This is a genomic window from Herbaspirillum sp. (assembly GCF_035644555.1).
GTDB lineage: Bacteria > Pseudomonadota > Gammaproteobacteria > Burkholderiales > Burkholderiaceae_D > Herbaspirillum.
Window position 1 is genome coordinate 17,814 of record NZ_DASQOH010000077.1, and the last position, 12,659, is coordinate 30,472.

The 12,659-nt window shown below is 63.3% G+C and carries 12 protein-coding genes and 1 tRNA gene; 6 read left to right on the plus strand and 7 right to left on the minus strand.

Annotated features, from left to right (window positions below; all coding sequences use genetic code 11):
• Window positions 1-32: 32 nt before the first annotated feature.
• From VE092_RS21390 to VE092_RS21410, 5 genes are all read right to left on the minus strand, one after another.
• Window positions 33-117: transfer RNA gene (locus VE092_RS21390), tRNA-Leu, on the minus strand.
• Window positions 118-226: 109 nt separating this feature from the next.
• Window positions 227-601 carry a preprotein translocase subunit SecG gene (gene secG, locus VE092_RS21395; protein ID WP_324879947.1) on the minus strand — a complete coding sequence of 125 codons (375 nt, stop codon included), beginning with the start codon at window positions 599-601 and terminating at the stop codon, window positions 227-229.
• 82 nt (window positions 602-683) lie between these two features.
• Window positions 684-1,433 carry a triose-phosphate isomerase gene (gene tpiA / locus VE092_RS21400; RefSeq protein WP_324879948.1) on the minus strand — a complete coding sequence of 250 codons (750 nt, stop codon included), beginning with the start codon at window positions 1,431-1,433 and terminating at the stop codon, window positions 684-686.
• Between the two features lie 102 nt (window positions 1,434-1,535).
• The gene (locus tag VE092_RS21405; protein WP_324879949.1) at window positions 1,536-2,513 is read right to left on the minus strand and encodes an NAD(P)H-quinone oxidoreductase; all 978 of its coding nucleotides are present in this window, start codon (window positions 2,511-2,513) and stop codon (window positions 1,536-1,538) included.
• A 27-nt stretch (window positions 2,514-2,540) separates the two neighbouring features.
• Window positions 2,541-3,068, minus strand: a complete 528-nt coding sequence (locus VE092_RS21410; RefSeq protein WP_006712932.1) for a winged helix DNA-binding protein — start codon at window positions 3,066-3,068, stop codon at window positions 2,541-2,543.
• A gap of 211 nt (window positions 3,069-3,279) precedes the next feature.
• On the opposite strand from VE092_RS21410, the gene pxpB reads away from it, so the two are divergent.
• The 6 genes from pxpB to VE092_RS21440 all read left to right on the plus strand — a co-directional run bounded on the left by pxpB (window position 3,280) and on the right by VE092_RS21440 (window position 8,727).
• Window positions 3,280-3,933: a 5-oxoprolinase subunit PxpB gene (gene pxpB / locus VE092_RS21415; protein ID WP_102664575.1), complete on the plus strand. Its 654-nt coding sequence runs from the start codon at window positions 3,280-3,282 to the stop codon at window positions 3,931-3,933.
• A complete protein-coding gene (locus VE092_RS21420; protein WP_324879950.1) occupies window positions 3,930-4,964 on the plus strand; it encodes a biotin-dependent carboxyltransferase family protein in 1,035 nt (344 codons plus the stop codon). Before pxpB ends, VE092_RS21420 begins: the two co-directional genes overlap by 4 nt.
• Window positions 4,965-4,974: 10 nt before the next feature.
• Window positions 4,975-5,715 (plus strand): 5-oxoprolinase subunit PxpA, encoded by a 741-nt coding sequence (gene pxpA, locus VE092_RS21425; protein WP_324879951.1) that lies wholly within the window; start codon window positions 4,975-4,977, stop codon window positions 5,713-5,715.
• A 214-nt stretch (window positions 5,716-5,929) separates the two neighbouring features.
• Window positions 5,930-6,658, plus strand: a complete 729-nt coding sequence (locus tag VE092_RS21430; RefSeq protein WP_324879952.1) for a DUF969 domain-containing protein — start codon at window positions 5,930-5,932, stop codon at window positions 6,656-6,658.
• Window positions 6,655-7,641, plus strand: coding sequence for a DUF979 domain-containing protein (locus VE092_RS21435; RefSeq protein ID WP_324879953.1), 987 nt, complete (start codon window positions 6,655-6,657; stop codon window positions 7,639-7,641). The genes VE092_RS21430 and VE092_RS21435 overlap by 4 nt, the downstream gene beginning before the upstream one ends.
• A gap of 81 nt (window positions 7,642-7,722) precedes the next feature.
• Entirely contained in the window at window positions 7,723-8,727 is a 1,005-nt protein-coding gene (locus VE092_RS21440; protein WP_324879954.1) for a DUF2891 domain-containing protein, read from the plus strand.
• 83 nt (window positions 8,728-8,810) lie between these two features.
• Here the strand turns inward: VE092_RS21440 and VE092_RS21445 are convergent, their stop codons facing one another.
• Entirely contained in the window at window positions 8,811-10,103 is a 1,293-nt protein-coding gene (locus tag VE092_RS21445; RefSeq protein ID WP_324879955.1) for an NAD(P)/FAD-dependent oxidoreductase, read from the minus strand.
• A 348-nt stretch (window positions 10,104-10,451) separates the two neighbouring features.
• Complete coding sequence (gene pnp, locus VE092_RS21450) at window positions 10,452-12,587, minus strand: polyribonucleotide nucleotidyltransferase (RefSeq protein ID WP_077235622.1); 2,136 nt, start codon at window positions 12,585-12,587, stop codon at window positions 10,452-10,454.
• Between the last annotated feature and the right edge of the window lie 72 nt (window positions 12,588-12,659).

The window sequence follows — 12,659 nt, forward strand, 5'->3', positions numbered from 1 at the left end:
AGGACCTTCGCTGGCTTTTCATTTCATTTCTATGGTGCCGACGACGAGACTCGAACTCGTACAGCTTTCGCCACTACCCCCTCAAGATAGCGTGTCTACCAATTTCACCACGTCGGCCTGAGACTGCTATTGTACCTTCATTTGTTACTCTTGTTCAATGCACAATCAGCTAAAAAGAAAGATTCTTCTATGTTTATTCCGGGATTATTCCAGAATGCGCAAAGGCTTATTTCGGAATCTGATTCGACTGGTCGGCCGGCTTGGCGGCATCAGCCGGGGCGGCAGGAGCCGCAGGAGCTGCCTGCTGCGCCGGAACGGCCGGTGCCTGCAGATTATCCATCACGCCGCCGCTTTGCGAGACGTGGTGATTGCCGATGAAGGTCAGACCCAGGGTTGCGACGAAGAAGATGCCGGCCGCAACCGCGGTCGATTTCGACAGGAAGTTTGAAGAGCCGGTGGCACCGAAGAGACTGCCGGAAGCACCGGAGCCAAAGGCCGCACCCATGTCGGCACCCTTACCGTGCTGCAACAGCACCAGACCGATGATCGCCAGCGCCGCCAGCACCTGAATTACCACCACAACCAAAAACAAAGTATTCATTTAAACAAGTCCACTCTTGATGTTTCAATTGCCCCTTGCCGAAGTATCGCTTCCGCAACTGACAAACCCCTTACTCTACCCTTCAAGCCGCCGCGTTGACGATGGCCAGAAAATCCGTTGCCTTCAGTGCCGCGCCACCGATGAGACCCCCATCGATGTCGGCCATGGCCAGCAATTGCTGCGCATTGTCCGGCTTCATGCTGCCACCGTACAGAATACGCACCTTGGCGGCTGCCTCGGCACTCTTGGCGCCCAGGCGTGCACGCAGCATGGCATGTACTTCCTGCGCCATTTCCGGTGTTGCCGTCTTGCCGGTACCGATGGCCCAGACAGGCTCGTAAGCCACGACGATGCGCGCTGCATCCTCGACATTCAGCGCCGTCAGCACCACATCAAGCTGACCGCCCACGATTTCATTGGTCTGGCCGGCTTCGCGCTGATCCAACGTCTCGCCCACGCAGACCACCGGTACCAGGCCGGCGTTCAGCGCCGCCACCGTCTTGGCCGCCACCGCCGCGTCGGATTCGCCATGGTAGGCGCGACGCTCGGAGTGGCCGAGGATGACGTATTGCACACCGAACTCCTGCAGCATCGATGCCGACACCTCGCCGGTATAGGCACCGGAGGCGTGGGCCGACATGTCCTGCGCACCCAGCGCCACGGCCGAACCGGCGACGGCGCCCTGCACCTGTGCCAGATAAGGTGCCGGAACACATACCGCGACGTCACAGACAGCGGCCGGCAGGCCTTCCTTGATGCCGGCCACCAGGGCCGCATTGGCAGCCAGGCTGCCGTTCATTTTCCAGTTACCGGCTACAAGTTTGCGACGCATAGGCTGTGTTCTACGAGATGGGTGTCAATTTGGATAACCTCGTATTGTAGCCGCTTGCTGCAAAGGCGGTCAAACCGGACCGCCCGAGCTTCACCTGCGCGCCTACAGTTCCAGCATGATCTTGCCGATGTGGGCACTCGATTCCATCATCGCGTGCGCCTGGGCCGCCTGTTCCAGCGGGAAGCGCTGGTGGATCACCGGCTTGATCTTGCCGGCTTCGATCAGCGGCCAGACGTGCTGACGCAGATTGGCCGCAATGGCGGCCTTGAACGCCACCGGGCGCGGGCGCAAGGTCGAGCCGGTAATGGTCAGGCGGCGACGCATCACCTGCCCCATGTCGAGCTGCCCCTTGGCACCGCCCAGCTGGGCAATGAAGACCAGCCGACCATCGTCGGCCAGCGCCTTGATTTCACGTGGCAGGTAATCCCCACCGACCATGTCCAGGATGACATCCACCCCACGGCCACCGGTCAACTCCTTGACCACGGCCTCGAAATCCTCGGTCTTGTAGTTGATGGCGCGCTTCGCACCAAGCTCTTCGCAGGCCCGGCACTTGTCGGCACTGCCGGCGGTGGCGAACACGCGATGCCCCAGGGCGCGGGCGATCTGGATGGCCGTGACGCCGATCCCGGACGAACCGCCCTGCACCAGCAGGGTTTCCTCGCCCGACAACTGGCCCCGGTCAAAGACATTGCTCCAGACCGTGAAGTAGTTTTCCGGCAGCGCGGCCGCCTCCAGGGCGCTCAAGCCCTTCGGCACCGGCAGACACTGCGCCAGCGGGGCCGCACAGTATTCGGCATAGCCGCCACCCTGCACCAGCGCACAGACCAGGTCGCCCAGCTTGAAGCCGCTGTCGCCCAGCTCACCGGCCACGATCTCGCCGGCCACTTCCAGGCCAGGCAGGTCGGAGGCGCCCGGCGGCACCGGATAGTTGCCGGTACGCTGGAACACGTCCGGACGGTTCACGCCGGCGGCATGCACCTTGATCAACACTTCACCGGACTTCAACTCCGGCACCGGGCGCTCGCAAGGTTGCAATACCTCGGGGCCGCCAAATTCCTTGATTTCGATTGCTCGCATGGGTCCTGTCCTTGATCGATAGAGGGTTCAGAGCGACGCCGCGGCGCGCGCAGCCGTGTCATAGAGCCCGGAGGCATTGCGCAACAGCTGGGCCGCCTGGCCGATGTCGTGATTGGAGACGCCGCTTTCGGCCTGGGTCTCGATAAGGCAGCGCTCGCGCACCTCACGGTAGCGCATGCACAGCGCCTGCCCCTCGGGCGTGGTGGAAAACAGCAGTTCCTTGCCGGCCTTCTCGCTTTGCACCAGACCGGCCTTCACCAGCTTCTTCAATGCATAGGTGACCACGTGGGTATCTTCGACGTTCAATACGAAGCAGATATCGGCCAGCTTCTTCTTGCGCTCGCGGTGGTTCACGTGGTGCAGCAGGGAGACTTCGATGGCCGTCATGTCCTTGGCGCCGGCGGCCGACATGCAGCGTACCATCCAGCGATTGAAGGCGTTGCCCGCCATGATCAGTCCGTATTCCAGCTCGGACATCTCGGCACTGCGCTCGGAAACCAGATGCTGGGAAGAGACGATCTGGGGTGCGTTGGAAGGTGGGTTGGGCTGGTTCATCAGGGCAAGTTCAGTCACGACAAAATGGCAACACTATATCGCAAAGCAAAATAAATAATTTATCGACACATTGTCTGTATTTTGCGCGGAAGGTAATATCGGCATCCAGGTAGTCGCCTTAAATTTACAAGCCGACAAGAACTGCCGCCGATTCACGCGCCGACGCCATCACGGGCCGATCGCTTCATCCATACCGAGCAACAACAAGAACATGCAGCCCCCGAAGATTCATCCGCTAGGCGACAGCGCGCTGCTCTGCAGCCTGCCCGCGCCTGCGAGCCTGCCCCAGCAGCAGCGCATCTGGAACCTGGCCCAACTGGCCGCCCAATGGGACGAAGTCAGCGAAGTGGTCCCCGGCATGAACAACCTGACCCTGTTCCTGCACCGCCCGGTGCGTGACCTGGACACCTTGCGCGAACGCATCACGCAAGCCTGGCCTGGCCTGCATGCCAGCCGCTACCAGGGCCGCGTGGTCGAAATCCCGGTGGTCTATGGCGGCGATGCCGGCCCTGACCTGGAGAACGTGGCGCGCCACACCGGCCTGTCCAGGGAGGAGGTCATCGCCCGCCATAGCGCCGGTGACTACGTGGTCTATTTCCTCGGCTTCATGCCGGGCTTTGCCTACATGGGTGGCCTGGCCCCGGAACTGGCCACGCCACGCCACACCACCCCGCGCATGACCATTCCTGCCGGTTCGGTGGGCATCGGCGGCGAGCAGACCGGCATCTACCCGATGCCCTCGCCCGGTGGCTGGCAGGTGATCGGCCAGACCGCCCTGCACCTGTTCGACCCGGCCCAGGAACCGCCGACGCTGCTGCGTCCGGGTGACCATGTGCGCTTCACCGTGGAAAGGATCGACGCATGATCGAGATCCTCCAACCCGGCATGCTGGCCTCGGTACAAGACCTCGGACGCCCCGGCCATCGCAGCCAGGGCATCCATCCCGGTGGGGCTCTGAACGCACTGGCCCTGGCCAGCGCCAACCTGCTGGTCGGCAATGCGCCCGGTGCCGCCGGCATCGAGATCACCATGGGCCTCTGCGAACTGCGCTTTGGTCGCGCCACCCGCATTGCACTGGGCGGTGACGATATCGGTGCCACGCTAAACGGCAAACCGATATCGGCCTGCTGGAGCCTGCCGGTAAGCGCCGGCAGCGTGCTGCGCCTGGCCCCGGTGGCGTCCGACCTGCCGCAGCACCCGGCGCGCCACAGCATGCGCAGCTACCTGGCCGTGGCCGGTGGCATCGATGTGCCCGTGGTCCTGGATTCACGCAGCACCGACCTGAAAGCCGGCTTCGGCGGGCATCAGGGACGCGCCCTCAAGCGTGGCGACAAACTTGCCGTCGGCGACGACCAGGCCGCCCTGCGCGCAGTCAGCGGCCCAGCCTTCGGTGTCCGCGCCCCCGACTGGAGCCGCAGCGACCTGCCAGCGCATCAGCGCGGCGGGCATATCACTTTGCGCGTCTTGCCCGGCCCCGAGATCGAGGAATTCACCAAGGCCGCACGCGAAGCCTTCTGGTCCACGCCCTGGCGCATCACCCCCAGCAGCAACCGTATGGGCTACCGGCTGGAAGGAGAAGATCTCAAGCGCAAGCACGCCCGCGATATGCTGTCCCATGGCGTGGTACCGGGCGTGATCCAGGTGCCGCCTTCGGGCCAGCCCATCATCCTGATGGGGGATGCCCAGACCACCGGGGGCTATCCCAAGATCGGCGTGGTCATCGGCGCCGATCTGTGGAAGCTGGCGCAGGCCCCGCTCAATGCCACCCTGCGGCTTGAGCCCTGCACCCTGGAACAAGCCCTGCTCGCGGCCGAGCAACAGCAGCGCTATCTCGATACCATCCGCGATACCGTGGCGGCGCTGGACTGGTCGCGCGCCACGCTCTACAAGAAATGAGGATTACGCCATGCACATCGACCTGAATGCCGATCTCGGCGAAGGCTGCGACACCGATGAAGAACTGCTGACCCTGGTCAGCTCGGCCAACATCGCCTGCGGCTGGCATGCCGGCGACGCCGCCACCATGCGCCGCTGCGTGCGCTGGGCAATCCAGAACCACGTCGCCATCGGCGCCCACCCCAGCTTCCCCGATCGCGAGAACTTCGGCCGCAGCACCATGCACCTGCCGCCCGAAGACATCGTCAGCGGCATGCTCTACCAACTCGGTGCACTGGACGCCATCGTGCGCGCCGAAGGCGGCCGCCTGCGCCATGTCAAGCCGCATGGCGCGCTCTACAACCAGGCCGCCAAGGATGCCGTGCTGGCCAACGCCATCTGCGCCGCCATCCGCACCTTCAATCCGGAACTGAGCTTGTATGGTCTGGCCGGCAGCGAACTGATCGCCGCCGCCCGTCATGCAGACCTCAATGCAGTGGAAGAAGTCTTCGCCGATCGCGCCTATGAGCCCGACGGTAGTCTGGTCGCGCGCAGCAAACCGGGCGCCATGATCGAGAACGATCAGGATGCCATCGCCCAGACCCTGATGCTGGTCCAGCAAAAGCAGGTCAAGGCCATCGACGGCAGCCTCGTCAGCGTGAATGCCCAGACCGTCTGCCTGCACGGAGACGGCCCGCATGCGCTGGATTTTGCGCGCCAGATCCGCGCCCGCCTGCATGAAGAACGCATTGCCGTGCGCGCCGCAGCCTGAGGCATTTTCATCGCGCACGGGCTGAAAGGAATTGCCCGGTTCACGGGCAAGTTGCAGTACCCCATAACAACTAGAAATGTCGCAGCAGGGAGACCATGAGACCGCGGCCACGCCACGCCTGCGCCCATCAGCGCAGATCAGCAGGGCAGACAGCGGTCGGGCTGGCATGGCCCTTGCAGCGACTGGTTCAACTCATTCACAACCAGGAGTCTTCATGGAGAGCACGACACTATTGCCACTGATCGGGATACCGATCGTCGTGGCCGGATTTGCACTACGTTTCAACCCGCTGCTGGTGGTCACGGTCGCGGGGCTGACGACCGGACTCTCGGTCGGCATGGATTTCGGCATGCTGCTGGAAACCTTCGGCGAGAAGTTCGTCAACAGCCGTTCCCTGGCGACCTTCCTGCTGATCCTGCCCATCATCGGGCTGCTCGAACACTACGGTCTGAAGGAACGTGCACAGGCCTGGATTTCAGGCATTGCCAGCGCCACTTCCGCGCGCATCCTCATGCTCTATTTTTTGCTGCGTGAAGGAACTGCCGCGCTGGGTCTGATCTATCTCGGCGGCCAGGCGCAGACCGTGCGTCCGCTACTGGCGCCGATGGCCGAAGGTGCCGCCGTCAACGCCTATGGCGAAGACCTGCCGCAACCCATCCGCGACAAGATCAAGGCGCACGCTGCCGCCTGCGACAACATCGCCGTGTTCTTCGGCGAAGACATCTTCATCGCCTTCGGCGCCGTCCTGCTGATGGATGCCTTCCTCAAGGAAAACGGCATCACCAACATCGAACCCCTGCACATCGGCCTGTGGGCCATCCCCACCGCCCTCTCGGCGCTGGTGATCCACATGTTCCGCCTGACCCGCCTGGACGCCTCCATCCGCCGCGACGTGGATGCCTGGAAAGCCGGCCAAAACGACTCTTCCAAGGTGGCCGCATGAACACACTCATTTCCATCAACCGCATCTACTACCTCATCGGCATCATCGTCATGATGCTGGTGGTGATGACCCTGCGCGACAAGGGCAACCCCAAGCGCCTGAGCACGGCACTGTTCTGGTTCCTGTTCGGCGCCGTCTTCCTGTTCGGTGACCTGCTGGTGGAACACCTGGGCAAGTCCATGGGCCACCGCATCATCGGCGCCACCGTCATCATCATCTCGCTCATCGCCGGCACCGGCATGCTTTCCATGGGCAGCTACGCCACTTCGAGCTACGAAGAACGCGTGAGCTCGGCCAAGCGTCTGGGCAACTGGCTGTTCTTCCCGGCCGTGCTGATCCCGGTGATCACGGTGGCCTGTACCGTGCTGCTCAAGGGCGTGTCGATCGGTGGCGTGATGCTGCTGGACCAGAAGCAACTGACCCTGGCCGCACTTTGCGTAGCCTGTATCTGCGCCCTCATCGCCGGTTGCGTGCTGACCCGTGGCACGCCGCTGCAGGCGGTGCGCCAGTCGCGCCGACTGGTGGACTCGATCGGCTGGGCCGCCATCCTGCCGCTGATGCTGGCCATGCTGGGAGGCGTCTTCGTGGCCGCCAAGACCGGCACCTCGGTACAGCAGGTGGTGAGCCTGTTCGTCAATCCGGACAACCGTTTCCTGGTGGTGGTGATCTATTGCGTGGGCATGGCACTGTTCACCATGGTGATGGGGAACGCCTTTGCCGCCTTCCCGGTGATGAGCGCGGGCATCGCCCTGCCCTTCCTGATCGTCGGCCATCATGCCGACCCGGCGCCGCTGGTGGCCATCGGCATGTACTCCGGCTACTGCGGGACCTTGATGACCCCCATGGCCGCCAACTACAACATCGTGCCGGCAGCACTGCTGGAACTGAAGAACAAGTACCAGGTCATCAAGGTACAGATTCCCACCGCCCTGACGCTGCTGACGGTCAACGTGTTCCTGATGTATTTCCTGGCTTTCCGCTGATCGTATCGACGCGCCTGAAGTGGCCGTCCAAGCGCGGCCACTTCGTTCCATCCCCGCCTCATGAAGTCCAAGGAATCCCCCATGCAACTCACCATCGAACGGGCAGAAGACTTTGCCCGCATGCCACTGGCCTATCTGCGCCAGGAATATCCCAACCACATCATGCATGTGCTCCATGGCGCAGCCGACGTGCTCTCGCCGCGCGCCATGCATCCGGTGTTCTACGGCTGCTACGACTGGCACTCGGCGGTCCACGGCTTCTGGCTGCTGCTGCGCTGCGTGCAACGTTTCCCGGCCCTGCCGGCACGCAGCGACATCGAAGACATCTTCGATGAGCACTTCACGCGGGAACTGATGGAACGCGAGACCGATTACTTCCGCGTCGGCGGTCGCGGCCCCTTCGAACGCCCCTATGGCTTCGGCTGGATCCTGGCGCTGGATCAGGAACTGGCACGATCGGCCCTGCCCCGCGCCACTGCCTGGCGCAGCGCCATGGCACCGCTGACCATGGAAATCCGCAGCCGCCTGCTGGACTATCTCTCCAAGCTCAGCTATCCCATCCGCGTGGGTACCCACTACAACACCGCCTTCGCACTGGCGCTTTCGCTGGACTATGCGCGCCACGTGCAGGACGGCGAACTGGAAACCGTCATCGTGGACAGTGCACAGCGCTATTACGGCAAGGACACCGATTACCCGGCTCACTACGAACCGGGCGGAGACGAGTACATTTCCGGCGCGCTGACCGAAGCGCTCCTGATGAGCAAGGTTCTTTCCAGCGCCGACTTCCCCGCCTGGTTCGACCGCTACCTGCCGCGCGTGGCCGAGGTCTCGCAGATCATGCAGCCGGCGCATGTCTCGGACCCCACCGATCCCAAGATCGCGCACCTGGATGGTCTGAACCTGTCGCGCGCCTGGTGCATGAAGACCGTGCTGCGACACCTGCCCGCCACCCACGCGGCACGGGCTGCCATGGAGAGCTCCGTACAGCGTCACATCGGCGCCTCCATCGATCAGGTGGTCGGCAGCCACTACAGTGGCGGCCACTGGCTGGCCAGCTTCGCCATGCTGGCGCTGGAAGACTGAGGCCGACACCCTTCTCCACACAGCACAACGCCCGCGCTTCCAGCCATGGAAACGCGGGCGTTGTTTCTGTGACGCGGCGAAAACTACTCGGCCACTTCCTTGCGCAATGAGGGCGCTTCGGCCTGCGTAGGCATGGTCGCCGAGATGACCCGCGCACTGCGCTTGAAGGTGAAGTAGGCCCAGGCCCAGTCGGCCATCACCATGATGCGGTTGCGGAAGCCGATCAGGAAGTACACGTGCACGAACAGCCAGAACAGCCAGGCCGGGTAGCCTGAGAACTTCAGCTTGCCGACCATGGCGATGGCGGCCTTGCGACCGATGGTGGCCAGCGAACCGTAGTCCTGATAGACGAAGGTCTCGGGCTTCTGTCCCGCGATGCGATGCTTGATATTGCGCGCTGCCACCCGCCCCATCTGCTTGGCCGCCGGCGACACGCCCGGTACCGGCTTGCCATCGGACTGCGCGGCCGCCAGGTCACCGATCACATACACATCCTCATGCCCGGCGATATTGAGCTCCGGCGACACCGGTACGCGACCGGCACGGTCCACCTCGACCCCGAGCTGCTTGCCCAACGGCGAGGCCGCGACCCCCGCCGACCAGATCACGGTGCGCGTGGCCAGGCTCTGCTCGCCGTCGAAATTGGCATAGCGCACGCAGGTCTCGTCGATATGCACCACGCGACAACCGGTACGCACATCCACGCCCAGCTTTTGCAACTGCTCGCGCGCCTTTTCCGACAGGTCCGGTGGATAGGCCCCGAGTACCCGCTCCGAGCCTTCCACCAGCACCACCCGCGCCGAATGCGGATCGATATTGCGGAATTCGCCAGACAAGGTATGCCGGGCGATTTCCACCAGCGTCCCGGCCATTTCCACGCCGGTGGCACCACCGCCAATGACGGTAAAGGTCAGCCACTCCTGGCGGCGCCGCGCATCGGTTTCGCGCTCGGCCCGCTCGAAGGCCATCAGGATGCGCTTGCGGATTTCAAAGGCATCTTCCAGCGTCTTCAGACCGGGGGCCAGCGCGCTCCACTCGTCATGACCGAAATAGCTGTGGGTGGAGCCTGCCGCGACGATCAGATGGTCATAGGACAGTACGCCGCCGTCTTCCAGGGTGACGCTCTTGCCGGCGGTATCGATGCCGGTGACTGCGGCCATCAGGGTGGTCAGGTTGCTCTGGTGCGCCAGGATGGCGCGGATCGGCGCGCTGATGGCCGGCGCCGACAACCCGGCCGTCGCCACCTGGTACAGCAGCGGCTGGAACAGGTGGTGGTTGCTGCGATCGATCATGGTGATGCGCAGGTCGGCACTGGCCAGCTCACGCGCGGCAGCTAGGCCGCCGAATCCACAACCGATGATGATGACATGGGGCATCGCCTTCCTTTCAAAAGTAATGTGTTGTTCTGCCTGTATGTACCCACCGGATCGCGCCGGATCAGGCACTACAGATGTCCCCTACTCTCTATTCGGATGCACCTGCAGACGGGCACGCGGCTCCCCTTGCGGCCGTGACACCCGGGGACATCGCAGCAAGCTTGATGTCCCTCATTGCAGAAGGACAGGTTCTCATACTTTTGGTTCGAAATCACTGGGACAGATTGTCCCGCCCGGCCAACAAGCAAGCGCATGCACCCAAAGAAAAATCCCCCACGCCGCGAGGCATGGGGGATTTCTCTGTCGGTCACTCGCCGGCAGCCTTGTCAGCGCCGGCAGAGCAAGGACTTACTGCGGGTCTTGCGGAGCAGCTTCGCCCCCCTCTTCAGCCTGGGCAGCCTTCATCGACAGCTTCAGGCGACCGCGGTCGTCGGTCTCCAGGACCTTCACGCGCACTTGCTGGCCTTCCTTCAGGTAGTCGGCCACGGCATTGACGCGCTCGTTGGCGATCTGGCTGATGTGCAGCAGACCATCCTTGCCCGGCAGGACCTGGACGATGGCGCCGAAGTCCAGCAGCTTCAGCACGGTACCTTCGTAGATCTTGCCCACTTCCACAGAAGCGGTCAGCTCTTCGATACGGCGCTTGGCTTCCTGGCCAGCCGATGCGTCCACGGAGGCGATGGTGACCACGCCTTCGTCGCTGATGTCGATCTGGGTGCCGGTTTCTTCGGTCAGCGCGCGGATCACGGCGCCGCCCTTGCCGATCACGTCACGGATCTTTTCCGGATTGATCTTGATGGTGATCAGGCGCGGTGCGAAGTCGGACAGCTCGGCACGACCGGCCGGGACGGCTTCCTGCATCTTGTCCAGGATGTGGTGGCGGCCTTCCTTGGCCTGCTCCAGCGCGACCTGCATGATTTCCTTGGTGATGCCCTGGATCTTGATGTCCATCTGCAGTGCGGTGATGCCATTGGCAGTACCGGCCACCTTGAAGTCCATGTCGCCCAGGTGATCTTCATCGCCCAGGATGTCGGTCAGCACGGCAAACTTGTTGCCTTCCTTGATCAGGCCCATGGCGATACCGGCCACGTGCGACTTCATCGGCACGCCGGCGTCCATCAGTGCCAGGCAGCCGCCGCAGACCGATGCCATCGAGGAGGAGCCGTTGGACTCGGTGATTTCCGAGACCAGGCGCACCGAGTAGCTGAACTCGTCAGCCGCCGGCAGTGCGGCGATCAGCGCGCGCTTGGCCAGGCGGCCGTGACCGATTTCACGACGCTTCGGGGTACCCACGCGACCGGTTTCGCCGGTGGCGAACGGAGGCATGTTGTAGTGGAGCATGAAGCGGTCGGTGTATTCGCCCAAGAGGCCGTCGATCTTCTGCTCGTCACGGGCGGTACCCAGGGTCGCGATGACCAGGGCCTGGGTTTCGCCACGGGTGAACAGGGCCGAGCCGTGGGTACGCGGCAGCACGCCGGTACGGATCGAGATCGGACGCACGGTGCGGGTGTCGCGACCGTCGATACGCGGTTCGCCTTCCAGGATCTGCGAACGCACGATCTTGGCTTCCAGGTCGAACAGGATGGAACCGACTTCGGCAGCGTCAGCGGCCACGCCGTTGTTGGCAGCGGCTTCAGCGACCAGGGCTTCGTTGACCTGGGCCGAGACGGCCTTCAGCTTCTCGGTACGGGCTTGCTTGTCCTTGGTCTGATAGGCTTCGCGCAGCGGGCCTTCGGCCAGTTGCGAGACGCGCGCGATCAGGGCTTCGTTCTTGGCCGGGGCGGTCCACTGGACTTCCGGCTTGCCACCGTCGCGCACCAGCGCGTGGATGGCTTCGATGACGGCCTTGGACTGTTCGTGACCGAACACGACCGCGCCCAGCATCACTTCTTCGGACAGCTGGTCGGCTTCGGATTCCACCATCAGCACGGCGGTTTCGGTACCGGCCACCACCAGATCCAGTTGCGAGGACTTCAGTTGGGTCTGGGTCGGGTTCAGGACGTACTGGCCGTCGATGTAGGCCACGCGGGCGGCGCCCACCGGGCCGTTGAAGGGGATGCCGGCCAGCGACAGGGCAGCCGAGGCGCCGATCATGGCGGGGATGTCCGGATCGATTTCAGGGTTCACCGACAGTACGTGGATGATCACCTGGACTTCGTTGAGGTAGCCTTCCGGGAACAGCGGGCGGATCGGACGATCGATCAGGCGCGAGGTCAGGGTTTCCTTTTCCGAGGGCTTGCCTTCACGCTTGAAGAAACCACCGGGGATACGACCGGCAGCATAGGTCTTCTCGATGTAGTCGACCGTCAGGGGGAAGAAATCCTGACCGGGCTTGGCTTCCTTGCGGGCCACCACGGTAGCCAGGATCACGGTGTCTTCCACCGAGACCACGACGGCGCCGGAGGCCTGGCGGGCGATTTCGCCGGTTTCCAGGGTGACTTGATGCTGACCGTACTGGAAGGTCTTGCTTACTTTATTGAACACGGTATTTCCTTTCTTTTATGGAGCCTGCCCCGACTGTGTCCGCGGTGCGCGACTTCCTTTTGCCGACAGATT